The sequence below is a fragment of the Streptomyces phaeolivaceus genome, assembly GCF_009184865.1.
GTDB classification, from domain to species: domain Bacteria; phylum Actinomycetota; class Actinomycetes; order Streptomycetales; family Streptomycetaceae; genus Streptomyces; species Streptomyces phaeolivaceus.
Genome location: NZ_CP045096.1, coordinates 4,684,539 through 4,708,107, shown reverse-complemented (window position 1 = coordinate 4,708,107; position 23,569 = coordinate 4,684,539). Strand labels below are relative to the sequence as shown.

The 23,569-nt window shown below is 70.6% G+C and carries 26 protein-coding genes and 1 pseudogene; 8 read left to right on the top strand and 19 right to left on the bottom strand.

Annotated elements, in window-relative coordinates:
• Nucleotides 1–62: 62 nt before the first annotated feature.
• Complete coding sequence (pstB, locus tag F9278_RS22130) at nucleotides 63–839, top strand: phosphate ABC transporter ATP-binding protein PstB (protein ID WP_152169898.1); 777 nt, start codon at nucleotides 63–65, stop codon at nucleotides 837–839.
• A gap of 135 nt (nucleotides 840–974) precedes the next feature.
• Here the strand turns inward: pstB and F9278_RS22125 are convergent, their stop codons facing one another.
• Complete coding sequence (locus F9278_RS22125; RefSeq protein WP_152169897.1) at nucleotides 975–1,973, bottom strand: inorganic phosphate transporter; 999 nt, start codon at nucleotides 1,971–1,973, stop codon at nucleotides 975–977.
• A 7-nt stretch (nucleotides 1,974–1,980) separates the two neighbouring features.
• Entirely contained in the window at nucleotides 1,981–2,601 is a 621-nt protein-coding gene (locus F9278_RS22120; RefSeq protein ID WP_015659485.1) for a DUF47 domain-containing protein, read from the bottom strand.
• 188 nt (nucleotides 2,602–2,789) lie between these two features.
• Here F9278_RS22120 and F9278_RS22115 point away from each other — a divergent pair, with 188 nt between their 5' ends.
• Complete coding sequence (locus F9278_RS22115) at nucleotides 2,790–3,164, top strand: metal-sensitive transcriptional regulator (RefSeq protein ID WP_152169896.1); 375 nt, start codon at nucleotides 2,790–2,792, stop codon at nucleotides 3,162–3,164.
• Nucleotides 3,165–3,225: 61 nt separating this feature from the next.
• Here F9278_RS22115 and F9278_RS22110 read toward each other — a convergent pair whose 3' ends face one another.
• The 11 genes and pseudogenes from F9278_RS22110 to mshD form a co-directional block, all read right to left on the bottom strand.
• Nucleotides 3,226–3,411, bottom strand: coding sequence for a hypothetical protein (locus tag F9278_RS22110; protein WP_152169895.1), 186 nt, complete (start codon nucleotides 3,409–3,411; stop codon nucleotides 3,226–3,228).
• A gap of 107 nt (nucleotides 3,412–3,518) precedes the next feature.
• Nucleotides 3,519–4,343 (bottom strand): hypothetical protein, encoded by an 825-nt coding sequence (locus tag F9278_RS22105; RefSeq protein ID WP_152174040.1) that lies wholly within the window; start codon nucleotides 4,341–4,343, stop codon nucleotides 3,519–3,521.
• A gap of 431 nt (nucleotides 4,344–4,774) precedes the next feature.
• Nucleotides 4,775–5,044: a hypothetical protein gene (locus F9278_RS22100; protein ID WP_152169894.1), complete on the bottom strand. Its 270-nt coding sequence runs from the start codon at nucleotides 5,042–5,044 to the stop codon at nucleotides 4,775–4,777.
• Nucleotides 5,045–5,569: 525 nt separating this feature from the next.
• Nucleotides 5,570–6,001, bottom strand: coding sequence for an NUDIX hydrolase (locus F9278_RS22095; RefSeq protein WP_152169893.1), 432 nt, complete (start codon nucleotides 5,999–6,001; stop codon nucleotides 5,570–5,572).
• Nucleotides 6,002–6,177: 176 nt separating this feature from the next.
• Nucleotides 6,178–7,308 (bottom strand): CHAD domain-containing protein, encoded by a 1,131-nt coding sequence (locus tag F9278_RS22085; RefSeq protein WP_193241579.1) that lies wholly within the window; start codon nucleotides 7,306–7,308, stop codon nucleotides 6,178–6,180.
• Entirely contained in the window at nucleotides 7,289–9,523 is a 2,235-nt protein-coding gene (locus tag F9278_RS22080; protein ID WP_226967318.1) for an RNA degradosome polyphosphate kinase, read from the bottom strand. Before F9278_RS22080 ends, F9278_RS22085 begins: the two co-directional genes overlap by 20 nt.
• Before the next feature lie 479 nt (nucleotides 9,524–10,002).
• The gene (locus F9278_RS22075; RefSeq protein WP_226966857.1) at nucleotides 10,003–11,007 is read right to left on the bottom strand and encodes an ABC transporter permease; all 1,005 of its coding nucleotides are present in this window, start codon (nucleotides 11,005–11,007) and stop codon (nucleotides 10,003–10,005) included.
• Nucleotides 11,004–12,026 carry an ABC transporter permease gene (locus tag F9278_RS22070; protein WP_152169891.1) on the bottom strand — a complete coding sequence of 341 codons (1,023 nt, stop codon included), beginning with the start codon at nucleotides 12,024–12,026 and terminating at the stop codon, nucleotides 11,004–11,006. Before F9278_RS22070 ends, F9278_RS22075 begins: the two co-directional genes overlap by 4 nt.
• Nucleotides 12,023–12,991: an ABC transporter ATP-binding protein gene (locus F9278_RS22065; protein ID WP_226966856.1), complete on the bottom strand. Its 969-nt coding sequence runs from the start codon at nucleotides 12,989–12,991 to the stop codon at nucleotides 12,023–12,025. Before F9278_RS22065 ends, F9278_RS22070 begins: the two co-directional genes overlap by 4 nt.
• A gap of 104 nt (nucleotides 12,992–13,095) precedes the next feature.
• Nucleotides 13,096–13,473: pseudogene (locus F9278_RS22060) on the bottom strand (GntR family transcriptional regulator); the annotation flags it as partial.
• Between the two features lie 105 nt (nucleotides 13,474–13,578).
• Complete coding sequence (mshD, locus tag F9278_RS22055) at nucleotides 13,579–14,505, bottom strand: mycothiol synthase (RefSeq protein ID WP_152169890.1); 927 nt, start codon at nucleotides 14,503–14,505, stop codon at nucleotides 13,579–13,581.
• A gap of 273 nt (nucleotides 14,506–14,778) precedes the next feature.
• On the opposite strand from mshD, the gene F9278_RS22050 reads away from it, so the two are divergent.
• Nucleotides 14,779–16,590 carry a bifunctional metallophosphatase/5'-nucleotidase gene (locus F9278_RS22050; RefSeq protein ID WP_152169889.1) on the top strand — a complete coding sequence of 604 codons (1,812 nt, stop codon included), beginning with the start codon at nucleotides 14,779–14,781 and terminating at the stop codon, nucleotides 16,588–16,590.
• A 99-nt stretch (nucleotides 16,591–16,689) separates the two neighbouring features.
• The gene (locus F9278_RS22045; protein WP_152169888.1) at nucleotides 16,690–17,082 is read left to right on the top strand and encodes an erythromycin esterase family protein; all 393 of its coding nucleotides are present in this window, start codon (nucleotides 16,690–16,692) and stop codon (nucleotides 17,080–17,082) included.
• 2 nt (nucleotides 17,083–17,084) lie between these two features.
• Here F9278_RS22045 and F9278_RS22040 read toward each other — a convergent pair whose 3' ends face one another.
• A complete protein-coding gene (locus F9278_RS22040; RefSeq protein ID WP_152169887.1) occupies nucleotides 17,085–17,384 on the bottom strand; it encodes a hypothetical protein in 300 nt (99 codons plus the stop codon).
• Nucleotides 17,381–17,626 (bottom strand): hypothetical protein, encoded by a 246-nt coding sequence (locus F9278_RS22035; protein WP_152169886.1) that lies wholly within the window; start codon nucleotides 17,624–17,626, stop codon nucleotides 17,381–17,383. Before F9278_RS22035 ends, F9278_RS22040 begins: the two co-directional genes overlap by 4 nt.
• Nucleotides 17,627–17,775: 149 nt before the next feature.
• Between F9278_RS22035 and F9278_RS22030 the strand changes: the two genes are divergently transcribed.
• From F9278_RS22030 to F9278_RS22015, 4 genes are all read left to right on the top strand, one after another.
• Nucleotides 17,776–18,609: a helix-turn-helix domain-containing protein gene (locus tag F9278_RS22030; protein ID WP_152169885.1), complete on the top strand. Its 834-nt coding sequence runs from the start codon at nucleotides 17,776–17,778 to the stop codon at nucleotides 18,607–18,609.
• On the top strand, nucleotides 18,606–18,806 hold the full coding sequence (locus tag F9278_RS22025; protein ID WP_152169884.1) for a DUF397 domain-containing protein: 201 nt from the start codon (nucleotides 18,606–18,608) through the stop codon (nucleotides 18,804–18,806). The genes F9278_RS22030 and F9278_RS22025 overlap by 4 nt, the downstream gene beginning before the upstream one ends.
• 66 nt (nucleotides 18,807–18,872) lie before the next feature.
• Nucleotides 18,873–19,181: a hypothetical protein gene (locus F9278_RS22020; protein ID WP_152169883.1), complete on the top strand. Its 309-nt coding sequence runs from the start codon at nucleotides 18,873–18,875 to the stop codon at nucleotides 19,179–19,181.
• Nucleotides 19,178–19,576, top strand: coding sequence for a PIN domain-containing protein (locus F9278_RS22015; RefSeq protein ID WP_152169882.1), 399 nt, complete (start codon nucleotides 19,178–19,180; stop codon nucleotides 19,574–19,576). The genes F9278_RS22020 and F9278_RS22015 overlap by 4 nt, the downstream gene beginning before the upstream one ends.
• 25 nt (nucleotides 19,577–19,601) lie before the next feature.
• Here F9278_RS22015 and F9278_RS22010 read toward each other — a convergent pair whose 3' ends face one another.
• The 4 genes from F9278_RS22010 to F9278_RS21995 all read right to left on the bottom strand — a co-directional run bounded on the left by F9278_RS22010 (nucleotide 19,602) and on the right by F9278_RS21995 (nucleotide 23,561).
• The gene (locus F9278_RS22010) at nucleotides 19,602–21,062 is read right to left on the bottom strand and encodes a HAMP domain-containing sensor histidine kinase (protein WP_152169881.1); all 1,461 of its coding nucleotides are present in this window, start codon (nucleotides 21,060–21,062) and stop codon (nucleotides 19,602–19,604) included.
• A complete protein-coding gene (locus F9278_RS22005; protein ID WP_152169880.1) occupies nucleotides 21,059–21,799 on the bottom strand; it encodes a response regulator transcription factor in 741 nt (246 codons plus the stop codon). Before F9278_RS22005 ends, F9278_RS22010 begins: the two co-directional genes overlap by 4 nt.
• A 178-nt stretch (nucleotides 21,800–21,977) precedes the next feature.
• Nucleotides 21,978–22,169 (bottom strand): hypothetical protein, encoded by a 192-nt coding sequence (locus F9278_RS22000; protein WP_152169879.1) that lies wholly within the window; start codon nucleotides 22,167–22,169, stop codon nucleotides 21,978–21,980.
• 99 nt (nucleotides 22,170–22,268) lie between these two features.
• Complete coding sequence (locus F9278_RS21995) at nucleotides 22,269–23,561, bottom strand: S1C family serine protease (RefSeq protein WP_152169878.1); 1,293 nt, start codon at nucleotides 23,559–23,561, stop codon at nucleotides 22,269–22,271.
• Nucleotides 23,562–23,569: the final 8 nt, after the last annotated feature.

Genomic DNA, 23,569 nt, shown 5'->3' with positions numbered 1-23,569 from the left:
CATACAGCGACCAGATCCCCCGAATTCCCCGCGAATTCCTCGCGAAAGAAGCAGTGATCCACATGGCCAAGCGAATCGACGTCAGCGGCCTCAACGCCTACTACAGCTCCTTCCGCGCCATCGAGGACATCTCGATGGCCATCGAGCCCCGTACGGTGACGGCCTTCATCGGCCCCTCCGGCTGCGGCAAGTCCACGTTCCTGCGCACGCTGAACCGGATGCACGAGGTCACGCCGGGCGGCCGTGTCGAGGGCAAGGTCATGCTCGACGACGAGAACCTGTACGGCGCCGGGGTCGACCCGGTCTCCGTACGGCGTGAGGTCGGCATGGTCTTCCAGCGTCCGAACCCGTTCCCCACGATGTCGATCTACGACAACGTGGCGGCGGGCCTGAAGCTGGTCGGCGGCAAGAAGAAGTCCGAGTTGGACGAGATCGTCGAGAAGTCCCTCAAGGGCGCGAACCTCTGGAACGAGGTCAAGGACCGCCTGAACAAGCCCGGTTCGGGTCTCTCCGGTGGTCAGCAGCAGCGGCTGTGCATCGCCCGCGCGATCGCGGTTGAGCCGAAGGTGCTGCTCATGGACGAGCCGTGCTCCGCGCTGGACCCGATCTCGACACTCGCCATCGAGGACCTCATCGGTGAGCTGAAGGAGCAGTTCACGATCGTCATCGTGACGCACAACATGCAGCAGGCGGCGCGTGTCTCGGACCGCACGGCCTTCTTCAACCTCGCGGCGGTCGGCCAGCCCGGCAAGCTCATCGAGATAGACGACACGGAGCGGATCTTCTCCAACCCGTCCGTCCAGGCCACGGAGGACTACATCTCCGGGCGCTTCGGCTAGGCCGACGTCTCCAAGGAACCCCTCGCGGTGCTGCATGGCGGTGCCGCCGCGAGGTAGGTAAAGGGCCCGCCCCCGGCTCCCGGGGGCGGGCCCGTCCTCGTTCGGGGCGAGCCCGGGGCGAGGTGCCCCTCGGGTCTACAGGAACGCCAGGTTCACGATCCAGAAGCTTGTCGCGGCCACCAGGGCGGCGGCCGGCATGGTGATGAACCAGCCGAGGATGATGTTCTTGGCGACGCCCCAGCGCACGGCGTTGATGCGCTTGGTGGCGCCGACGCCCATGATCGCCGAGGTGATGATGTGGGTCGTGGAGATGGGGGCCTTGAAGATGAAGGCCGTGATGAACATGATCGACGCGCCGGTGGTCTCGGCGGCGAAGCCCTGCGGCGGGTCGAGTTCGATGATCTTCCGGCCGAGGGTGCGCATGATGCGCCAGCCGCCCGCGTAGGTGCCGAGCGAGAGCATCACCGCGCAGACGATCTTCACCCAGACCGGGATCGGGTCGCCGTAGTCCTCGACGTCCGCGATGACCAGGGCCATCACGACGATGCCCATCGTCTTCTGGGCGTCCTGGAGACCGTGCCCGAGGGCCATACCGGCCGCCGACACGGTCTGCGCGATACGGAAACCGCGCTTGGCCTTGTGCGGGTTGGCCCGGCGGAAGATCCACATGATCGCCGCCATCACCAGATAGCCGACGACCAGGCCGACCACCGGTGACACGAACATCGGGATGACGACCTTTTCGAGGACGCCGGACCAGTAGACCGTCGTACCGCCCGCGAGCGCCGCGCCCACCATGCCGCCGAACAGCGCGTGGGAGGAGGACGAGGGCAGGCCGAAGTACCAGGTGACGAGGTTCCAGGTGATCGCGCCGACCAGCGCCGCGAAGAGGATGCCCATCCCCTTGGAGCCCTCGGGTGTGGAGATCAGCCCTTCACTGACCGTCTTGGCGACGCCGCTGCCGAGGAAGGCACCGACCAGGTTCATGACCGCGGCCATGGCGAGCGCCGCGCGGGGCGTCAGCGCACGGGTCGACACCGAGGTCGCGATGGCGTTCGCGGAGTCGTGGAAGCCGTTGGTGTACGTGAAGAAGAGCGCGACCCCGATGGTCACGACCAGAGCGAAGGTGTCCATGAAGGGGTCAGGACTCCTTGACGGCGATGGTCTCCACCGTGTTCGCCACGTGCTCGAACGCGTCCGCCGCCTCCTCCAGCACATCCACGATCTGCTTGAGCTTGAGGACCTCGATGGCGTCGTACTTGCCGTTGAAGAGGTGGGCCAGGAGCTTGCGGTGGATCTGGTCCGCCTGGTTCTCCAGCCGGTTCACCTCGATCCAGTACTCGGTGAGGTTGTCCATCGTGCGGAGGTTGGGCATCGCCTCGGCGGTCAGCTCGGCGGCGCGCGCCAGGACCTCGATCTGCTGCTCGACGCCCTTGGGCAGTTCCTCCACGTTGTAGAGGACGACCAGGTCGACGGCCTCCTCCATGAAGTCCATGATGTCGTCGAGGGAGGACGCGAGGGAGTAGATGTCCTCGCGGTCGAAGGGCGTGATGAACGAGGAGTTCAGTTGGTGGAAGATCGCGTGTGTGGCGTCGTCACCGGCGTGTTCAGCGGCCCGCATACGCTCTGCGATCTCGGCCCGGCCGGCGGTGTCCGCCCCGAGCAGTTCCATGAGGAGTTTCGAGCCCGTGACGATGTTGTCCGCGGACGCGGCGAACATGTCGTAGAAGCTCGTCTCCCTGGGGGTCAGACGAAAGCGCACGTGGGGTCCTCGGTATGCATTGGTTTCGGTCAGGCTGATGCTAGGCGCATCATCCGGCCACGGCTAATGGGCCGTCCCCCAGTGTCGCCCATCAGGCATATTTACCGGCAGGGGGGCCGCCCGCAGGGCGTATACCCGCCAAAGTTCGCTACCATATACCCGGTAGGGGTATATGTCTGGAGGCTGCGATGACGACCACAGGGGCCGGCGCCGAGGTTCCCTCCGCCGTGGACGCCGCGGGCGGTGCGGTGCCGGACGTCGTGACCGACCACGACCGCGGAATCCACGGGTACCACAAACAGAAGGACGAGCATCTCAAGCGTCTGCGGCGCATCGAGGGGCAGATCCGTGGGCTGCAGCGGATGGTCGACGACGACGTCTACTGCATCGACATACTCACCCAGGTCTCCGCCTCCACCAAGGCCCTGCAGTCCTTCGCGCTCCAGCTCCTGGAGGAGCATCTGCGGCACTGCGTCGCCGACGCGGCCCTGAAGGGCGGCGCCGAGGTCGACGCGAAGGTGGAGGAGGCCACGAAGGCGATCGGGCGGCTGCTGCGGACCTGAGGTTCCGGGGGTGGGGGCGCCGGGGTCGGTTTTCGGCCACGGCTCCCTGTGTGGACGTCCGCTAGCGGGGCGGTTCGTCCTCGTGGGCGCGCTCTTCCCGGACACGCAGCACCTCGTCGATGCGGTCGTGGCTGAGGCGGTCGCCGTCGGTGGTCGAGGCCGCGATGATGAGGTCGCCGCAGAGCTCGATCTCGGCGAGGGCCACGTGGTCCTGAACCGCCGTACCGCCTGCCGGAGCCACGCGCATCACCTCTTCTCCGCCGTCACCGACTCCTAGGTTAGGCAGCGGCCCATGGCCCGCGCATGGCACCAACGGACCATTTCCAGCCCGGTACTTTCGGCTCCACCTCGGGGCTACTCCTCCGCGATCTTCCCGGCGTAGATGTCCTCGGGGCGCGGCAGCCGTACGGCGACGGGGACGCCGAAGTCGTACAGCAGGGTTGTCGAGGCGACGGCGATGGTGCCCGGTTGTGCGCCGTTGACGAAGCTGAAGCGGTGGCGGACCTTGCGGATACGGCCCTCGTCGTCGAGATAGGCGTCGAAGGGGACCCGGGCGGTGGCGAAGCCCCGGGCCGCGGCGCGCAGCGGGGCCCGGTTCCCCTCGGAGGCCGCGCGGGAGGCCGTCGTGAGATCGGCGGTGCCCCGGTAGTGCCGGACCCGGGTGCCGTCGATCTCGGTCTCCCCGATGTACTCCGCCGTGCGCGCCCCGCGCAGCACCTCGGCCGCCGCGAACGGGTCGGTGGCGCCGCCGGTGACCAGATTGCCGTCGGAGAGGGTGCCCGTGTCGACGCGGACCCATTTGTCGGCGGGGACGCCCGCGCCCCGGTTCTTCATGAACAGGGCGCCGGGGGCGAGGAGTTCGGTGATCGGGCGGTGTTCGCTGCGGCCGGCGGGGTCGTGCGGGAGGAGCACCTTGAGCCGGCCGAGCCGGCGACCGTAGTCGTAGACGCCCTCGCCGTGGATGGTCACACGGGTGCCGCCGGTGGCCATCTCCATCTCCGTACGGGCCTTGGAGCTGCCCGCGCGGACGAGGGTGGGGGCGGCGCGGTGCATCAGGTCGACCGGGTCGGTGGGGAGGGAGTCGTCGTCGGTGCCGGGGCCGGCGCAGCCGGTGACGCCGGCCACGAGTCCCGCCGCGACGAGGGCCGCGCTCGTCCTGGTGTGCCGCCGCGTCACCATCGCCATCCCCTGCCGGGTCGTGCCGGGTTCTTGTGGTCGTTTCGGATAACGACGGCCGGGGGTGGTTGTCACGCTGGGGGCGGCGCCCAAGGGCTCGGGGGTGCGGGTGCGGGTCCGGTGGGGCTTCTCGCGCAGTTCCCCGCGCCCCTTACGGGGCGCGGGTGCTTGCCCTGGGTAACGTTGTTGGTGTGGCGCATCAGGACGAGCCGATATCCCCGCACGAGCACCGCACGGTCACCGTCGAGCAGGGGCGGTTCTGTGTGGCGAGATGCAACTGTGGGTGGCGTGGTCCGGCCCGCCGGGCCAGGAGTCTGGCCCGTACGGACGCGGAGGGGCACTTGGCGGGCCCTGCGTGACGTGGGGGTATTGCGTGGCGGCGGTCGCAGGGAACGCCGGGCGGCACGTCTGCGCAGTGGGGCGCCGGTGAGGTGTCAGTAGCAGACGTAGACGGAGATGGACCACCAGCCGCCACCGGAAGCCCACGTTTCCCGGGACTTCAGCGAGCCGAGGCCGGAACTGCACTGGCCTAGCGCCGCCCACCTGCCTTCGTCGACGGCGGCATCACGACTCGGTTCCCAGCCGGTTCCAGTCACCTCGCCGCCCGAAGTCTGCCAGCCGGCGGCGGACGCGGGAGTGGCCGCGGCGATTCCGGCGGTGCCGATGACGGCGGCTATGGCGAGTGCTCTCGTGGTCTTCTTCATGGCTTCGCTTTCCTGCTGGGGGGCAGTGGGTGTGAACGGCCGTCGTTCAGGGGGTCGGGTGCTCGGCACTCGACGGTCCCGGGATGTCGGGCCGGAAGTGACACGGGATCTGTGTGGCCGTCGTCGCGCTGGGCGAGGGCCATTCCCGTCCTGATCCTTCACCTTTTCCCTGCTCGAAAATAGAGCCAAATATCACTTCAGGAACGCCGGTTGACGCGTCATCGGCATGCGGAGTCCATGTCGGCGAGGGCAGCCGGACCATTCCCGTGGGGGTCGCGGTATGAGCACCGGAGCGGAGTCCATGTGGGAAGGGAAAGTTGCCGTACCTCTCGACGAGTGGTTTGCGGCGGAGTTGGAGCGTGCGCCCGAGCCGCCCCCTGAACAGCCGGGAAGCCTGAAGGCCCTATTCGACTCGACGGCGGTTCCCGAGGAGAGCGATCACTGATCGCCCCGCCCGAACAGATGTGAAGAGCCCCGCTCGGCGATGCCGAGTGGGGCTCTCTGTGTTGGTCGGTCGGCGACTTCTCAATGGTTCGTCCCGGCCTTGTGCAAGGCGTCGAGGAGAGTGGACACCATCGTTCGGTCCCTCTCGTGTGTGAGGTGCCGCGCAGCCGCCTCAGGGGGCAGCCAGAGGAGTTGGGAGACTTCGCGGTTGGGGGTGAAGGTGCCATTGGTCGCTTCGGCCGCCCAATAGCGCACTTGCTTGGGGCGCCCCTGGTGGTCGGTGTAGTGGACGGTCGGGAGCTCCGGGCCGAGAGCGCAGTGCATGCCGGTTTCCTCCAGGACTTCGCGGAGGGCGCCGTCACGAGCGTCTTCGTCGCGCTTGAGCTTTCCCTTCGGCAAGGACCAGTCCGACCACTTCGGCCGGTAGACCAAGGCCAGCTCGATGCCCTCCCCGGAGGACGACCGACGCCACAGGGCGCAGCCTGCGGCACGTACCAGTGGTGTGACGTCCATCACTACCTCGATCTCGTTGCGCCTCTGACCAGCAGTTTTCTGCACCCTTCCCAGAGATCACACGACTCGTCGTACTTCGGCCGGTGGACCAGGCAGATCTGCAGGTCCTCGCCGTCGGGGGAGCGGCGCCACAGGACGCAGCCCGCCAGCCCGGACGACGGGGTCCGGGGTCTCGGTCACGACGTGCTCACCGCCTCCTTCTGCCAGGACTGCTGGAACGCGAACCGGGACGCCTCCACCTCGTGGCGCTGGTCGGCGTGGAGGACGCCGAGGGTGTAGGCCGTGGCCGGGGCGATCCGGGGGGTGCGGGCGGCGGAGGCCGCGGCGGAGGCCGCCTCGGAGGCGTCGCGGTGGCGGTTGAGGGCCTCGCCGGCCGTGAGGAGGCGGACGTCGACCGGGACGGCGCCGGGGTGCAGCACCTCCAGGGCGTAGCGGTGCAGGCGGAGCAGCAGTCGTACCTGGTGCCAGGGGGCGTCCTGGGGGTGGGGCGCGGTGTCCGGGGAGAGGCCGTGGACGAGGGCCTCGGCGTTGTAGGGGTGGCCGGCCGTGTGCAGCGGGAGGCCGGTGACCGCGTCGCGGAGGCGGTCGTGGGCGGCGGCGGCGAGGGGCCGCAGGTCCGCGGCGGGGGCGGCGGGGGTGAGGGGGACCTCGCTGGCGAGGACGGCGACGCTGTCGGCGACGGCGTGGAAGCGGGACGAGCCGAGGGCCTGGAGGGCCGCCGAGTGGGCCCGGGTGCGGGCCAGGGTGAGCTGGCGGTCGAGGAGGGCGCCCGCCTTGGCCGCGCCGACGGTCAGGCTGCCGCGGTCGGGGGTGGCCGTGGGGCGGGTACCCGGGCCTGCGGTGGCGGGGGCGGCGGTGGTGGAGCGGCTGCCGGCGGCGGTGGAGCCGGCGCGGGTGCCCGCCGAGCCGGGGGCGGTGCGGGCCGGGAGGGTCGCCTGGGCCGGGAACGGGGCCGCTCCCGACAGGCGGTTCAGGGCTGTCACCAGGCGGTCCAGGCGGGCCGCGTAGGCGTGTTCGCGGCCCAAGGCGCCCGACAGCCAGGCCAGTTCGGGGCGGAGGGACTCCGACCAGTCCGTGTCGAGGAGGGGCCGGAAGGTGTGCAGCGTGCCGCTGATGCGGCGGGCCGAGCGGCGCAGGGCCAGCGCCGCGTCGGTGGACTCCTCGGCACCCGCCGCCGCGCCCCCGCCGGTCTCCCGGTGGGTGCGCAGCGCGCGGAGGAACTCCGTGGCCTGGGCCCGCAGATAGCCGGCGACGGCGTCGGCGGGTACGGCCGTGGGGTTCGTGGGGTCAAGGTGTTGCTGTGCCACGCCGGCGCCTCCGGGCGTCAATGAGCATCTCCTGGACGTTGCGCAGGGGCTGGCCGTCCGCGTCGGTGGAGTGCCGGATCCACTCGCCGTCGGGACCGAGGTGCCAGGAGGAGGTCGTGTCGGACATACCGGTCTCCAGCAGGCGGTTGAGCGCCGCCCGGTGGGCCGGGTCGGTGATCCGGATCAGGGCCTCGATCCGGCGGTCGAGGTTGCGGTGCATCATGTCGGCGCTGCCGAACCACACCTCCGGCTCGCCGCCGTTGCCGAAGATGAAGATCCGCGAGTGTTCGAGGAAGCGGCCGAGGACCGAGCGGACCCGGACGTTCTCCGAGAGGCCGGGGACACCGGGGCGGATGGCGCATATGCCGCGCACCCAGACGTCGACCGGCACGCCCGCCTGGGAGGCCCGGTACAGCGAGTCGATGAGCGCCTCGTCCACGATCGAGTTGACCTTGATACGGACGTGTGCGGGACGTCCGGCACGGTGGTGCTGGACCTCCTTGTTGACGCGGGCGATCAGCCCGTCGCGCAGGGACTTGGGCGCGACGAGGAGACGGCGGTAGGTCTCGCGGCGCGAGTAGCCGGAGAGCCGGTTGAAGAGGTCGGAGAGGTCCGCGCCGACCTGCGGGTCCGAGGTGAGCACGCCCAGGTCCTCGTACAGCCGGGCCGTCTTCGGGTGGTAGTTGCCCGTGCCGACATGGCTGTAGCGGCGGAGGGTGTCGCCCTCCTGACGGACCACCAGGGAGAGCTTGCAGTGGGTCTTGAGACCGACCAGGCCGTAGACGACATGGCAGCCGGCCTCCTCCAGCTTGCGGGCCCACTTGATGTTGGCGTGCTCGTCGAAGCGGGCCTTGATCTCGACCAGGACGAGGACCTGCTTGCCGGCCTCGGCCGCGTCGATGAGCGCGTTGACTATGGGGGAGTCGCCGGAGGTGCGGTACAGGGTCTGCTTGATCGCCAGGACGTCCGGGTCCTCGGCCGCCTGCTCCAGGAACGCCTGCACCGACGTCGAGAAGGAGTCGTACGGGTGGTGCAGCAGCACGTCCCGGTTGCGCAGGGCGGCGAAGATGTCGGGCGCGGACGCCGACTCGACCTCGGCCAGATCGCGGTGCACGCCCGCGACGAACTTGCGGTACTTCAGCTCCGGCCGGTCCAGGGAGGCGATACGGAAGAGGCCGGTGAGGTCCAGGGGCCCGGTCAGCGGGTAGACCTCGGACTCCTTGATCTTCAGCTCGCGCACCAGCAGGTCCAGGACCTCCTGGTTGATGTTCTCCTCGACCTCCAGGCGCACCGGCGGCCCGAAGCGGCGCCGCATCAGCTCCTTCTCCAGGGCCTGGAGGAGGTTCTCGGCGTCGTCCTCCTCGACCTCCAGGTCCTCGTTGCGGGTGACCCGGAAGGCGTGGTGCTCCAGCACCTCCATGCCCGGGAACAGCTCCTCCAGATGGGCGCCGATCACGTCCTCCAGCGGGACGTACCGGCCCGGGGAGGCCTCCAGGAAGCGGGAGAGCAGCGGCGGGACCTTGACCCGGGCGAAGTGCGAGGTGCCCGTCACCGGGTTCTGCACCCGCACGGCCAGGTTCAGGGAGAGGCCCGAGATGTACGGGAAGGGGTGCGCCGGGTCGACGGCCAGCGGTGTCAGGACCGGGAAGATCTGGTGCCGGAAGAGGGTGAACAGGCGGGCCTGCTCCTTCTCGGCCAGTTCGCTCCAGCGGACCAGGTGCACGCCCTCCTCGGCCAGCGCCGGGGCGACGTCCTCGTGGAAGCAGGCGGCGTGCCGGGCCATCAGTTCGCGGGAGCGGGCCCAGATCATCTCCAGCACCTCGCGGGGCTGCAGGCCGGAGGCGGAGCGGGTGGCCACGCCGGTGGCGATACGGCGCTTCAGACCGGCCACCCGGACCATGAAGAACTCGTCGAGGTTGCTGGCGAAGATGGCCAGGAAGTTCGCCCGTTCGAGCAGGGGGGTGTTCGGGTCCTCGGCCAGTTCCAGGACGCGTTCGTTGAAGGCGAGCCAGCTGCGCTCCCGGTCGAGGAAGCGGCCCTGCGGCAGCTTCTCGCCGTCGTACTCCTCCTCCTCGTATCCGTCGAGGTCGGCGTCGATGTCGGGTTCCAGGTCGGAGACCGCGGCCGACACCGTGTGCGGGCGGTGGCCGGTTATGGAGCCGACGGTCGGCTGTGCGTGCTGGACCTGGTCTGCCTGGGCGTTGGACTGGCTCATGGCACTATTCTTCCGCGCCGCGAGCGTCACCGGCGCGTCGGACAGGGCCGGTGGGAGTGCCGGGACGGGTGAGGAGGCGTTCGCCGCCTCGTTCTCGGCGATGTCCGCGTCGATGCGCGCGACGACGTCCACGACGCCGGCGGGGTGCCGCGGGGCGACGGGGACGGTCGCACGGGGGCCGCTCCCCGCGCTCTTCCCGTTGCTTGGGCCGTTGCGTGGGGGAGGCGAGGGCTCGGGCACGACGGGGTTCATTGCGGAAGCGTCGCAAGGTCGTCTGAATCACCGGTTACGGCGACCTTACGTGCGGGATAGCGCAGGGAGGACCGCCGGTTCCGCGGAGGCGCGGGGAAAGGCCCCGGCGCGCGCCGTTCCGCCCACGCGCGCCGTTCACCTTCCGTACGCCGTTCACCTTCCGTACGCATCCGGGCACGCCCCTCCCCCCGTAGGAGGGGCGTGCCCGGAAGGGGGCCGGCCGTTCGTCAGCGGGCGCGGCGGCGCAGCAGGAGGAAGGTGGCGGTGGTGGCGAGGAGGGCGACGGCGAGGACGATGCCGGTCGTCATCAGGTGCAGGGGCCAGAAGTGGGATTCCGGGTGCACCTCGGCGTACAGGTCGGTGAAGCCCTTCCCGCTCACGCATCTGGTGTAGTCGATGTCGGCGTCGGCGTCGAAGCAGGTCAGGTCGTCGACGCGGGCGCCCGTGGCGGTGATCGCGCCCAGGTCCAGCTGCTCCGCCGTCATCGGTAGTCGGCTCGCGGCGGTGCCGGTGAGCGTCGTGGCGGGCCACAGCTCGGGGGTCAGCTCGTCGAGCCACAGGTGGAACCAGACCATGAAGCCCAGGGACACGGCGAGCGCCGGCAGCGCGCGCTTCAGGGCGAGGCCCGCCAGGGCGCCCACCGCCAGCGCGCACAGGGCGTACGCCACGAGCAGGGGGCCTCGGTTCACCATCGGGTCGGGGTAGTACCACTCGTCGCCCAGGATGCTCCGGTCCGCCGCCCAGGCCGAGCGGTAGAGCAGGACCAGGACGGTGGTGCCGAGGACGAGTGCGACGGCGGGCAGCGCCAGTTTGGCGGTCAGCCAGCGCGTCGGGGTGACCGACTGGGTCCAGGCCAGCTGTGCCGTGCCCCGCTCCAGCTCGCGGCCGATCAGCGCGGCCCCGGCCCAGGCGGCCACGCCGTAGCAGAGGTAGGAGACGAGCGTGCCGATCGTGCTCAGGGCCGTGCCGTACGACATCGCGGACTCGATGTCGACGCACCCGCCGTTCCTCGCGCACGAGTCGCTGTCCCGCCGGACCCCGTCCAGGGTCACGATCCGCAGCCAGAGCATCCATCCCGCCATGCCCAGGACGTACGCGCCCCACACCAGCAGGGCCGGGCGGTGCAGGCGCAGCACGGTCCAGACCGGGCCGCGCGGACGCGGGCCGCGGCGGGCGGGGCCCGGAGGGGTGGCGGGGCCCGCAGGGGCGGCGGGCGCGGTCGCGGCGGTCATGAGGTGCCTCCCGTGGCGCGGCGCAGCAGCCGGAACGCGGCCCACACCAGCAGGGCGGTGACGGTGAGGACGATGGCGGTCTCGACGAGTTGGAGGGGCCAGAAGTGGGAGGAGGGGTGGAAGTCGGCGTAGAAGGAGACGGCGTCTTCGAACCGGCCGCGGACCTCGTCCGTGAACTTCACGTCAGAGATGCGCTCGCCCGTCGCGGTGACGAAGCCGCGGTCGACCAGCTCGCCCGTCCAGTCCCGTTCCTCGGTCTTGGAGACGACGGTCTCGACCGGCCACAGCAGATGGCGGTTGAGCTGGAGCGCGCCCGCCAGGACGGCGGTGCCCGCGACGCCGACGGCGAGGGCGGGGAGCGCGCGGCGCAGCAGCAGACCGGCGACCACGCCGACCGCGAGGCCCAGCAGGGCGTAGGCCGTGGCGAGGGTGCCGTGGCCCATGAAGGTGCTGGACTCGAACCAGTTCCGGGTCCCGTACGCCTCCCGCAGCCGCTCCTCGCGCCACCACACCAGGCGGTTCAGCAGGGTCAGCAGGACCGTCCCCGTGACGATCAGGGCGGCCGGGACCGCGAGCTTGGCGGCGAACCAGCGGACCGGGGTGACGGACTGGGTCCAGGCCAGCTTCGCCGTGCCGCTCTCCAGCTCGCGGGCGATGAGCGCGCCGCCCGCCCAGGCGCCGATCAGGGCCGGGGAGATGGCGAGAAGCGCGAGGCAGAGGCCGACCACCAGTTCGTACCGGCTGTACGGGGCGCCCAGCTCGCAGTAGTCGGCCGCGCAGCCCCTCCGCACGTACTCCGCCCAGACCGCGTCCACCCCCGGCCCGGCGGCCCACAGCAGCCCGGCGGCGGCGAGGCCCACCAGCAGCCCCCAGAACCACAGGGCGGACTGATGTACGCGGAGCACGACCCGGATCAGTCCCCGGGCCGGGGTCAGGGCCGGGGCGGGGGCCGGGTCCCCGGCGGGGGCGGTGCCGACCGTCTCGGTGGTCGTGGTGGTCGTGGTGGTCGTGGTGCTCATACGGCCGCCTCCCGCGTCCCCGCGCCGTTCGTCCCGGCGGCGAGGTCGACCCCGCCCCCGCTCCCGCCGCCTTCGCCGTCGTCCTCGTCGTGGCCCGGGTCCTCGATGCTGAGCCCCGGCGCGTCCGGTGCCCTCAAGTGGGCGAGGACCAGCTCCTCCAGGGTCGGTTCGGCGGTCTGCCAGCCGGGGCCGACCGGGCCCCGCGGGCGGATGAGCGCGGTGAGCTGACGTCCCGTCGTGCGGGACTCGACGACCGTGTGCGGGGCGAGATCGCCGGCCGGGCCGGTGACCAGGGTGTGCGCGGCGAGCACCTCGTCCAGCGGGCCCGCGAGTCGGACGCGTCCGGCGCCCAGCAGGAGCAAGTGGTCGCAGGAACCCTCCAGTTCGGCCACCACGTGCGAGGACATGACAACCGTGGTGCCGTGCTCGGCGGAGTCCGCGAGCAGGGTGCCCATCAGCTGGTGCCGGGCGAGCGGGTCGAGATCGGCCATCGGCTCGTCCAGGAGCAGCAGTTCGGGCCGCTTGCCCAGGGCGAGGGCGAGCGCGACCCGGGTGCGCTGGCCGCCGGAGAGGGAGCGGATCTTGGCGTGCCGGTTCAGCCCGCCCTCGTCCACCACCCGCCCGGCGACGGCCGCGTCCCAGCGCCGGGGGTTCAGCTCATGCCCCAGCCGCAGGGTCTCGTCGACGGTCAACTGCGGGTACAGGGGCTTGTCCTGGGCGACGTACGCGATGCGCTCGCGGGCCGCCTCCGGGGTCGTCCCCAGCACGCTGATGGCGCCCTCGGTGGGGGCGAGCAGTCCGGCCGCGTGGGCCAGGAGTGTCGACTTGCCCGCGCCGTTCGGTCCGACGAGCGCGCACACCCGCCCCGTCGGCAGCCGCAGCGTGCAGTCGCGCAGCGCCCAGCCCCCCTGCCGCCACCCGAACTTCTTGCCGAGCGCGGCCGCTTCCATAGCGGTCCCGGTCATGCTTCGTCCCCCTGGTCCTGTGGGTCCTGCTGGTCTTTCGTGAACTGCCGGTCCTTCGTGAACCGGCGGTCGTTCGTGAACCGGCGGTCGTTCGTGAACTGCCGGTCCTTCGTGAAGTGTTCGTCCAGGACGGAGGCGAAGAGCGCCTCCACGTCGTCCCGTTCGAGTCCGGTCTCACGGGCCCGTACGGCCCATGCGCCCAGCTCGGCCCGCAGCGGGGAGTCGACGGGCGTGGCGCCCAGTGACTTCCGTACGAACGTGCCGAGGCCGCGGCGGGCCTCGACCAGGCCCTCGCGCTCCAGCTCGCGATAGGCCTTCAGCACCGTGTTCGGGTTGATCGCGGTGGCCTCCACGACCTCGCGGGCCGTGGGGAGCTTGTCGCCGGGCTCCAGCAGGCCCAGTCGCAGGGCCTGTTTGGTCTGCTGGACGATCTGCACATAGGTGGCGACACCGCTGCGCCGGTCGATGCGGTACTCGACCACTCGGACAACCACCCTTTCACTAATTGAGTAGTGAAAGGGTGGTGCAAGAGAGGGGGCGGTGTCAACAACACCGCCCCCTGCCTGTGGACAAGCTCTGGTCGCGCGCTATGTCTCCGAGCGGTACATCAGGTCCGTCTCGTACGTCACGAAGCCCAGGCGCTCGTACACCGTCACCGCCGCCTTGTTGTCCGCGTCGACGTAGAGCATCGCGGTGGGCAGGCCCTGGGCGGCGAGGTGGCGCAGGCCGATCGTGGTGAGGGCCTTGCCGAGGCCGCCGCCCTGGGCGCCGGGGCGTACGCCGACGACGTACACCTCGCCGAGCTGCTCGGCGGCGTGCGCCTTCGTCCAGTGGAAGCCGATCAGTTCCCCGCCCCGGTGGGCCAGGAAGAAGCCCGCCGGGTCGAACCAGGGTTCGGCCTTGCGGTCGTCCAGGTCGCGCTGGCCGAGGGAGCCCTGCTCGGGGTGGTGGGCGAAGGCCTCCGCGTTCGCGGCGAGCCAGGCCGTGTCGTCCTCGCCGGGGCGGAAGGCGCGCACGGTGACACCGTCCGGGAGCACCGGCTCGGGAGGGTCGAAATCGGCCAGGGAGCGGCGCATCTGCCGGAGTTCGCGGAACAGGGTGAGGCCGAGGACCTGGGCGAGATGGCGGGCGGCGGAGTGGCCGCCGTGCGCCCAGACGCGCAGCCGCTTGCCGGACTCGGCGAGCAGCGCGGAGCCCAGCGCCCGGCCGTGGCCGTGGCCCCGGTGGGAGGGGTGCACCACCAGCTCGGCGGCGGGCGCCTCGATGGGGTCGGTGTCCTCCAGCTGGGCGTAGCCGACGAGGGTGTCGCCGACGGTGAGGAGGAGATGGGCCACGCCTTCCCGGGGGCCGCCGCGGAGCTGGAGGCGGCCCTGCTCGGAGACCGCCTGCTGGCCGTCGACCTGCGCGGCTTCGGCCAGCAGGGTGAGGACGGCCGCCGTTTGGTCGGGGGTGAGGTCCAGGCTTGTCTCGATGCGGCGCGCTCCGCTGGGCTGGGCCGTGTCGTCGCTGGTCATGGGTACGAGGTTAGCTCCGCGGGGGGGCGCCTATGGGGTGGGCGGTTCTGGCGTCTGGCGGGTGCGGCCTGAATGTGGCTGGTCGCGCAGTTCCCCGCGCCCCTTTGGGGCACGCTGTTCGCCCCCTTTCGTCACCAGTCCTCCTTGATGGCAACCAGGTCGTAACCAGGAACCCCCTGTCGCGCTACGCGCGTTGACCCTACGCTTCGGGCCGACGGGGCCTGTTCTTACGTTTCTCTCGTTCTCTTACTCCTCACGAGCCCAGGGGGGCACATGTCAGCCACACCCCAAGCGCGGCGGCGCAGAAGTCGTCGTAACCGGATCCTCGCCGTCGCGGCCGGCCTGGCGACCGTCGGGGCGCTGGCCGCCGCGATCCCGGCGAGTGCCGGTGAGGCGCAGTCGCAGAAGCCCGGCAAGAACAAGCCGCGCTACCAGGACGTGCAGCTGCTGTCGTTCAACGACCTGCACGGCAACCTGGAGCCGCCGGCCGGTTCCTCGGGCCGGGTGACCGAGCTGCACGAGGACGGTACGACCACCACGATCAACGCCGGTGGTGTCGAGTACCTGGCCACGCACCTGCGCGAGGCCCGCAAGGTCAACCCGAAGTTCTCGATCACCGCCGCCGCCGGTGACATGGTCGGTGCCTCCCCGCTGATCTCGGGCCTGTTCCACGACGAGCCCACCATCGAGGCGCTGAACGGTCTCGAACTCGACGTCACGAGCGTCGGCAACCACGAGTTCGACGAGGGCGCCAAGGAGCTGGCCCGCCTGCAGAAGGGCGGCTGCCACAAGGTCGACGGCTGCTACGTCGAGGGCAAGAAGTTCAAGGGCGCCGACTTCCCGTACCTCGCGGCGAACGTCATCGAGGACAAGACCAAGAAGCCGCTCCTGAAGCCCTACTGGGTGTGGAAGAAGAACGGCGTCAAGGTCGGCTTCATCGGTGTGACGCTGGAGGACACCCCGGGCGTCGTCTCCGCCGAGGGCGTGAAGGGCCTCACGTTCAAGGACGAGGTCGAGACGATCAACAAGTACGCCAAGGAGCTGGAGAGCCAGGGCGTCAAGTCGGTCGTCGCGCTGATCCACGAGGGCGGTCTCCCCGCCTCCCAGTCGTACAACTACGACTGCGACTCGCCGGGCGCCGGTGACGGCATCTCCGGTCCGATCGTCGACATCGCCAAGAACATCACGCCGAAGGTCGACGCCGTCGTCACCGGTCACACGCACGCCGCGTACGCCTGCACGATCAACGACCCGGCGGGCAAGCCGCGCATGGTCACCTCGGCCGCGTCCTTCGGCCGCCTCTACACCGACACGACGCTGACGTACGACCGCCAGACCGGCGACATCGCCCGTACGGCCGTGAAGTCCGCGAACCACGTCGTCACCCGTGACGTCGCGAAGGCCGCCGACATGACGGCCCTCATCAGCAAGTGGAACACCCTCGCCGCGCCCATCGGCAACCGTGCCATCGGCTACATATCGGCCGACGTGCCCAACGCCGGCACCGAGTCGCCCATGGGTGACCTCATCGCCGACGCGCAGTACTGGTACGGCAAGACGCTCGACCCCGAGGTCGACCTCGCGCTGATGAACCCCGGCGGGGTGCGCGCGCCGCTGACCTACGCGGCCAAGGGCACCGAGGGCGACGGCGTGGTGACCTACGCCGAGGGCTTCACCGTCCAGCCGTTCTCCAACACGGTCAACCTCCAGGACTTCACCGGCGCGCAGCTCGTCTCGGTCCTCAAGGAGCAGGTCAGCGGGTCGAACACCGCCGCGCCGAAGGTGCTGCTGCCGTCGTCCGGTCTGACGTACACGCTCGACCTGACGAAGAGCGGCGCGGACCGCGTCGTCACGGACACCATCAGGCTCAACGGTGCGCCCATCGACCCGGCCGCCACGTACCGCGTCGCGACGAACAGCTTCCTCGCGGGCGGCGGCGACGGCTTCCCGACGCTGGGCCAGGGCACGAACGACCTGGTCGGCGCGGACGACCTCGCGGCCCTTGAGCAGTACCTGCTGGCCAACTCCTCGGCCACGGCCCCGATCGCGCCCCCGGCGGCCAACCGGATCGCGATCATCAGCTAGCGGCTTCCGAACACCGAGTCACCCGCGCCCCCTTCGTTTCTCCCGGGGCGCGGGTGATTTCTGTTTCACGCCCCGCGCAGCGCGTAGCCCAGGCCCCGGATGGTGTGCGCGGTCGAGGCCGGCCGCGGCCCCACTCTGGTCGTCGGCCACAACGTCCACCTCCAGCGCGGCCCCAGCCATATGCGCATGCGCGGCCTGGACCTCCGCTGGTACGGCGCCGGTGCCGTCCTGGGGCCGCTGGTGGGCGAGCGCTACGTCTTCGTCGCGGGCAGCCTGGGCCGCAGCGAGGCACTGGGCCTCCCGGACCCCGCCCCGGACACGTACGAGGCCATCGCGCCGCGCGGGACCACCTGGACCCTGACCCCGGCCCCCGACCCGTCCTCCGCCCGCGCCCGCACCCACCCCTCCGGCGATGACCTGCGGTACTTCCCGCTGGACGAGTCGACGCTGACGGGGGCCGCCGGGGTGCTGCACGTGAACGCGGGCGACTGAGGTCAGCCGTCCCGGACTTGGGCACCGCGGATCCGCCCGCCCCTGCTGACCGCGATCCGTACGACATCCTCCAGCGACTCCACCGCCCGCGTCAGCGCGAACCGTACGGCCCGCTCGCCGGCCGCCGGGTCGCCGAGTACGGCTCTGCTTCCGGCCAACACCTCCTCCGCAGAGCCGAGTTGGGACACCTCCACGCTGTCGGCGAGGAGGGAGAGGGCCCCGGGGTGCGCGGTGTCCGGGTCGAGGTAGCAGGGCTTGCCGTCGAGGTTCGTCCACGGCAGCAGGCGCAGACCGTCCATCATGCGGGGACCTCCAGGTCATGGCCGGTGTGGACGCCGTGGACGTGGTGGACGTACAGCTCCTCCGGGCTGAGCACGTACGGCCGTACGAAGGTGGCGTAGGGCTCGAAGGGCCAGATGTCGTCGGGCCGCCGAGGCGGCGGGGGCGGGGCGGGCTCCAGCGGCTCCGCCGCCCCCGCCGACGGCGGATCGGGCACGGTCCAGCGGAGCAATGCCTCGCAGAGCCGTACGACGAGTGTGCGCATGCCGATGCCTCAGCTTTCGTCTCAGGGTTATTTCGGGGTCGGCCTGACGAGCGGGTATCACCGTTCGTGTTCAGATCGTCACGGGTAGGCCGTACGTTGGGGAAGAGGCCTGGCGTTGCCTGGAGCGCCAGACAACGGCGAGGGGTGACATGGGCGAAGTCGTTGACGGGGCACGGGAATCGGGACGCGTCGCGCTGGGGCGGACCCTGCAGTTCCTGCGGGAGAAGGCGGGCAAGACGCTGACCCAGCTGGCGGCGGAGACGTCGTACGACAAGAGCTATCTCTATCGCCTGGAGAAGGGGGAGCGGCTCTCCAAGCGGGCGGTCATGGAGGACCTGGACACCTATTACGGCTCCGGTGACCTGCTGGTTCGCCTGTGGCGGGACGCGCGCAAGGAGGTCATCAAGGACAAGTACAAGGCGTTCATGGAGTGGGAGGCGACGGCTCGGGTCATGTGGATGTTCCAGCTGCGGGTGCCGGGCATCTTGCAGACCGAGGACTACGCCCGCACGGTGTTGTCAGGGTTGTCTGGCGCCCAGACAACGGCAGACAACAGCGAGGAGATCGAGGAGCAGGTGGCAGCACGAATGGGACGGCAGGAGTTGTTGTACCGTCGGCCGGCACCCAGCATCCGCGTGATCCTCGATGAAGGAGCCGTGCGCCGAGCGGTGCCCAACGCCAAGGTGTGGGCGGACCAGCTCTCCCGCCTGGTCGAGGCGGCGAAGCTGCCGTCCGTCGTACTTCAGGTGATGCCATGGTCGGCCGGTGTGCACGACCTCATGGACGGCCACCTCTGGCTGTTCTGGCAGCGAACCGGTGATCCCGTCGCCTACGCGGAGGGCACCAACATCGGCGAGTTGATCGAGGATCCGGACAAAGTGATGGCTCTCCGGCTGTCCTACGATCTCGTCAGGGACGCAGCGCTGACCCCAGCGGAGTCGACCGCGTTCATCAAGCGCCTGTTGGAGGAGTGCAGATCATGAACCGGACCCTCGACCTCAGCACCGCTGTGTGGCGCAAGTCGTCGTACAGCGACGGGGGCGGAACGAACTGCCTCGAAGTCACCGACGAAGTCCCCGGCATAGTCCCCGTCCGGGACAGCAAGGTCCCGGACGGCCGCCCGCTGCTGTTCTCCGCCGGGGCCTGGACCGTGTTCGTCAAGGTCGTCGTGGTCGGCTGAGCACCTTCGGGTGAAAGGGGCCGAAGACCTGGCACTCTGCCGCCGTGGTGTGGCTATGGTGAACCCATGGCAGAAACCACCACCATCCAGGTGTCCAAGCAGGCCCGCGATCACCTCGCCCAGGTCGCCAAGGAGCGCGGCATGAACCTGGGGCAGCTCATCGAGCAACTGGCCGCCGAGCAGCCGACGGCGGAGCAGATCGCGGAGCGGGTCGCGGCGACCCGCAAGGTGTTGCGTGAGCGCATGGGGTGCACGCTCACGGACGAGGAGTTCGACAACGGCCCGGACGTCCTGGCCAACATCTACGCGATGGCCGCGGAGAAGATGCACTCCGGCCGTGAGGCGACGCGATCCGGACAGGGGCACGCCGCGTGATCGTCCTCGACACCGACGCGGCTCTCGCGCTCGCCCGTGGCCACGAGGCCCTGCACCGCCTCGCGGACAACGTCGCCCATACCCCCGGTGACTGGCTGCACATCCCCGCTCTCTGCCTCATGCGGGCAGAGGAGAAGGACGAGGGCATCGGGCGGGCACTGCTCTCGCTGCCGGGCATCCAAGTGGACCCACTCGGGCAGACAGCGGCTGTGACAGTGGGCGGGATGGTGCGTGACGGGTGGGGCGGAGCCGACACCTGCCACGCTCTCTACGTCGCCACGCCGCATCTGGAGACGGGCGGCATGTCCATCATCCTCACCGGACGTAAGGACGACTATCCGCCGGGCGTACTCGCCATCGACATCGACTCCCCCGGAATGCTCGGCTTCCACTGACGCCCGCCGGGCGGAGGCGGCCCGGCTACGCCGCCTCCGGCGGAGGCGTGGGCGCCCCCGGCAGCCGTACCGTCGCCAGCGTGCCGCCGCCGTCCGCGCGGGACAACGACACCTCGCCGCCCGCCTGTTCGACCGTGCGGGCCACGATGGAGAGGCCCAGGCCCGAGCCCGGCAGGGCCCTCGCGCTGGGGGAGCGCCAGAAGCGGTCGAAGACGTGGGGGAGTTCGTCGGCGGGGATGCCGGGGCCGTGGTCGCGGACCGTGAGGGCGCCCTCGGACAGGGAGACCTCGATCGTGCCGCCCTCGGGGCTGAACTTCACCGCGTTGTCGAGGATGTTGACGATCGCCCGCTCCAGGGCCGAGGGCTCGGAGCGTACGTACCAGGGCCCCAGGTCCGCCGTGATCGTCAGCTCGGGGCCGCGCAGCCGGGCCCGGCGCAGGGCCGCCTCCACGGTCTCCTGGAAGTCGACCACCTGGAGGTGGGGACCTCCCTGCTGACCCGCTTCCGAGCGTGACAGCTCCTGCAAGTCACCGATCAGCGAGGCCAGTTCGGTCATCTGGGCCTTCACCGAGGCGAGCAGGGCCTTGCGGTCCTCCGCCGGGATCGGGCGGCCCGTCTCCTCGCTGCGGGTGAGGAGTTCGATGTTCGTGCGGAGGGAGGTGAGGGGCGTACGGAGTTCGTGGCCCGCGTCCGCGATCAACTGCTGTTGCAGCTCGCGGGAGTTCGCGAGCGCGCCCGTCATCGAGTTGAAGGAACGGGACAGCCGGGCGATCTCGTCGTCGCTCTCCTCCTCCACGGGGATACGGATGCTCAGATCCTCCGTGCGTGCCACGTGCTCGACGGCCTCGGTCAGCTTGTCGACGGGACGCAGCCCCGCCCGCGCCACGGCCAGCCCGGCCGCGCCGGCGCCGACTACTCCGATGCCTGAGACGAGGAGAAGCAGCAGCGCCAGCTCGTTGAGCGTGGACTCGGTGCCCTTGAGGGGGACGGCCACGACATAGGCGGCGTCCTGCACCACGTACTGGCCGCCGCCGTCCTCGACGACGAGTGCCGTGGCCAGAACGCGCACCGAGTTGCCATTGCTGTCGGTGCCGTTGCGGATCGTCCCAGATTTGATCTTGGGATTCGCGGCCACGTCCTTGTCGCTTCCGGCGACGTTCACCACACCCGTGGAGTTGGGGAAGACACACTTGGTGCCGTCCGTCCTGACCACCTGGGAGTAGCCCTTGTTCCGCGGCCCGAAGAAGGTCTGCGACGGCGCCTCGGGGCAGGCGTTGAGGACGCTCTCCTCGACCATCTGCTTGGGCAGCGCACGGCTGACCATGGACTCCAGGTCGGTCTTGACCTCCTCGTACAGCTTCCCCTGCACGATGAACCAGCACGTCACCGACACCGCCGCCACCGCGAACGCCACCGCCGCCGCGACCAGCATCGACAGCCGGGCCCGGATCGGCAGGGAGCGGTACCGGCTCAGGAGCTTCCTCACTCCGCGCCGCCCTGCCGCAGGACGTACCCGACACCCCGCACGGTGTGCACGAGCCGGGGTTCGCCGCCCGCCTCGGTCTTGCGGCGCAGATACATGACGTAGACGTCCAGGGAGTTGGAGGACGGCTCGAAGTCGAAGCCCCAGACCGCCTTCAGGATCTGCTCCCGCGTGAGGACCTGGCGCGGGTGCGCCATGAACATCTCCAGGAGCGTGAACTCCGTCCGGGTCAGCTCCACCGGCCGCCCGCCCCGGGTGACCTCCCGCGTCGCCAGATCCATCCGCAGATCCGCGAAGGTGAGCGCCTCGTCCACCTCGGCGGTGTCCGTCGCCGCCGCCGCGTACGTGCTGCGGCGCAGCAACGCGCGGACCCGGGCGAAGAGTTCGTCCAGCTCGAAGGGCTTGACCAGGTAGTCGTCGGCGCCCGCGTCGAGGCCGGTGACACGGTCGCCGACCGTGTCGCGGGCCGTGAGCATCAGGATCGGGGTCGTGTCGCCCGCGCCACGGATCCGCCGGGCGGCCGTCAGCCCGTCCATCCGCGGCATCTGGACGTCGAGGATCACCAGGTCCGGCCGGTACGCGGTCGCCTTCTCCAGCGCGTCCGCGCCGTCGACGGCGACCTCGGTGCCGTACCCCTCGAAGGCGAGGCTGCGCTTGAGGGCGTCGCGCACGGCCGGCTCGTCGTCGACGATGAGGATGCGCTGGGGTTCGGGGGCGCGGGCGCCTTCGGCGGAGCTCATGTGGTCTTCGTCCCTCGGAAGCGGTGGATGACTGTGGCCGGGGCGCCGTGGGGGTTCTCGTGCGTTGCCTGGTGCGGGTCCGGTGGGGCTTCCCGCGCAGTTCCCCGCGCCCCTGAGGGGCGTGCGCGGTTCCGCCCTAGCCTCGCACGTCGCCCGGCCGCGCAGTAGCCCGTGACGATCAGCCGCGAACCGTACGCCGACGTGGGCGCGCCGCGGTGGCGCGGCGGATCGTGGCACCCGTGGCCGCCACCTCGGGCGCCCTCGTCACCGCCGGGTGCAGTTCGGCCGCCACCGCGAGGGCGAGGCCCAGTCCGGCCGGGTCGCCGGCCGTTGCGACGGTGTGCGAAATCTGCGCGATCTGCCTGTTCATGTCGAACTCCTCGGACTCAGCGGGACGGGACGGAGGAACTGCCTGGGACGGGAACTGCCTGGGTGGGGAACTGCCTGGTCGTGATCGGTGGGCCGGGCCTCAGTCCGAGCCGCCCGCCCGCAGCGTGCTGAGGTCGGCCTTGACCGTGTTGATCGGGATGGCGAAGCCGAGGCCGACGCTGCCGGCGCTGGAGGAGGTGGCGTCCGCGGCCGAGTACATCGCGGAGTTGATGCCGATGATGTTGCCGTTCATGTCGATGAGGGCGCCGCCGGAGTTGCCCGGGTTGAGGGAGGCGTCCGTCTGGAGCGCCTTGTACGTCGTCGTCGACGACCCCGTGTCGCCGTTGAACTCCTGGCCGCCGAACTCGAACGGCCACTGCCCGCTGCCACCGCCCTGCTGTTGCTGCTGCTGACCCTGGCTCTCGTCCGTCGAGACCGTCACATCACGGTCGAGCGCGGAGACGATTCCGCTGGTCACCGTGCCGGTCAGGCCCTCGGGGGAGCCGATCGCCACGACCTCGTCGCCGACCTTGACACCGGCGGAGTCGCCGAGGGTGGCGGCCTTCAGCCCGGAGGCGTTCTGCAGCTTGATGAGGGCGAGGTCCTTCTTGCTGTCCGTGCCGACCACCTCGGCCGTGTAGGACTTGCCGTCGCTCGTCGTCACCTTGATCTGGGAGGCGCCCGAGATCACATGGTTGTTGGTGATGATCTCGCCGCCGCTGGTGATGATCACACCGGAACCGGTGGACTCACCCGCGTTCGAGGTGGCGCTGATCTCCACGATGCTCGGGCTGACCGCCGTGGCGACGCCGGAGACCGTGCCCTTCTCACTGGTCGGCACCACGCTGGTGCTGGTGCTGGTGGAGCTGGAGGCCACGGTGTCCGTGCCGGTCAGCTCCTGGATGCCGTACGCCGTACCGCCGCCGATCGCCGCCGCGACGAACGCCACGGCCGCCAGCAGCGCGATCGGACCCCGGGCCCGCCTTCTCGACACGGGCGCCGCACCCGCCCCGGGCTCACCGGCGGAGGACACCGGCTCGGTGAGAAGCGCGGTCGGAGCGGCGTGAGCCGAACCCGCCGGGGCCGCCGAACCCGCCGAACCCGCCGAACCCGCATAGCCCGCCGGGGCCGCCGAACCCGCCGGGGCCGCATAGCCCGACTGACCCGCATAGCCCGACTGACCGGCCTGACCCGGCTGACCCGCCGAGGGGTCGTACGCCGGCGGGGGCGGCCACTCCGGGTTCACCGGGGCGCCCGGGTTCACCGGGGCGGAGGCCTGCTGCTGGAGGTACGCGGGCTGCTGCTGGGTCTCGCCCTCGGCGGACCCGGAGTGCTGCTGCTGACCCTGGTAGGGGTTCTCGTACTCGCCGCTGCGGCGGAAGCTCTCGGTCATGACTCAGA

What these genes read in the sequence shown, in the direction of transcription:
- F9278_RS22125 (WP_152169897.1), bottom strand. Translation starts at nt 1,973, where the DNA reads ATGGACACCTTCGCTCTGGTCGTGACCATCGGGGTCGCGCTCTTCTTC.
- F9278_RS22080 (WP_226967318.1), bottom strand. Translation starts at nt 9,523, where the DNA reads ATGAGCCAGTCCAACGCCCAGGCAGACCAGGTCCAGCACGCACAGCCG.
- F9278_RS22005 (WP_152169880.1), bottom strand. Translation starts at nt 21,799, where the DNA reads ATGAGCTCCGCCGAAGGCGCCCGCGCCCCCGAACCCCAGCGCATCCTC.
- F9278_RS22095 (WP_152169893.1), bottom strand. Translation starts at nt 6,001, where the DNA reads ATGGACGTCACACCACTGGTACGTGCCGCAGGCTGCGCCCTGTGGCGT.
- mshD (WP_152169890.1), bottom strand. Translation starts at nt 14,505, where the DNA reads ATGACCAGCGACGACACGGCCCAGCCCAGCGGAGCGCGCCGCATCGAG.
- F9278_RS22070 (WP_152169891.1), bottom strand. Translation starts at nt 12,026, where the DNA reads ATGAGCACCACGACCACCACGACCACCACGACCACCGAGACGGTCGGC.
- F9278_RS22035 (WP_152169886.1), bottom strand. Translation starts at nt 17,626, where the DNA reads ATGCGCACACTCGTCGTACGGCTCTGCGAGGCATTGCTCCGCTGGACC.
- F9278_RS22025 (WP_152169884.1), top strand. Translation starts at nt 18,606, where the DNA reads ATGAACCGGACCCTCGACCTCAGCACCGCTGTGTGGCGCAAGTCGTCG.
- F9278_RS22065 (WP_226966856.1), bottom strand. Translation starts at nt 12,991, where the DNA reads ATGACCGGGACCGCTATGGAAGCGGCCGCGCTCGGCAAGAAGTTCGGG.
- F9278_RS22045 (WP_152169888.1), top strand. Translation starts at nt 16,690, where the DNA reads ATGGTGTGCGCGGTCGAGGCCGGCCGCGGCCCCACTCTGGTCGTCGGC.
- pstB (WP_152169898.1), top strand. Translation starts at nt 63, where the DNA reads ATGGCCAAGCGAATCGACGTCAGCGGCCTCAACGCCTACTACAGCTCC.
- F9278_RS22000 (WP_152169879.1), bottom strand. Translation starts at nt 22,169, where the DNA reads ATGAACAGGCAGATCGCGCAGATTTCGCACACCGTCGCAACGGCCGGC.
- F9278_RS22020 (WP_152169883.1), top strand. Translation starts at nt 18,873, where the DNA reads ATGGCAGAAACCACCACCATCCAGGTGTCCAAGCAGGCCCGCGATCAC.
- F9278_RS22030 (WP_152169885.1), top strand. Translation starts at nt 17,776, where the DNA reads ATGGGCGAAGTCGTTGACGGGGCACGGGAATCGGGACGCGTCGCGCTG.
- F9278_RS22110 (WP_152169895.1), bottom strand. Translation starts at nt 3,411, where the DNA reads ATGCGCGTGGCTCCGGCAGGCGGTACGGCGGTTCAGGACCACGTGGCC.
- F9278_RS22105 (WP_152174040.1), bottom strand. Translation starts at nt 4,343, where the DNA reads ATGGTGACGCGGCGGCACACCAGGACGAGCGCGGCCCTCGTCGCGGCG.
- F9278_RS22050 (WP_152169889.1), top strand. Translation starts at nt 14,779, where the DNA reads ATGTCAGCCACACCCCAAGCGCGGCGGCGCAGAAGTCGTCGTAACCGG.
- F9278_RS22100 (WP_152169894.1), bottom strand. Translation starts at nt 5,044, where the DNA reads ATGAAGAAGACCACGAGAGCACTCGCCATAGCCGCCGTCATCGGCACC.
- F9278_RS22115 (WP_152169896.1), top strand. Translation starts at nt 2,790, where the DNA reads ATGACGACCACAGGGGCCGGCGCCGAGGTTCCCTCCGCCGTGGACGCC.
- F9278_RS22075 (WP_226966857.1), bottom strand. Translation starts at nt 11,007, where the DNA reads ATGACCGCCGCGACCGCGCCCGCCGCCCCTGCGGGCCCCGCCACCCCT.
- F9278_RS22040 (WP_152169887.1), bottom strand. Translation starts at nt 17,384, where the DNA reads ATGATGGACGGTCTGCGCCTGCTGCCGTGGACGAACCTCGACGGCAAG.
- F9278_RS21995 (WP_152169878.1), bottom strand. Translation starts at nt 23,561, where the DNA reads ATGACCGAGAGCTTCCGCCGCAGCGGCGAGTACGAGAACCCCTACCAG.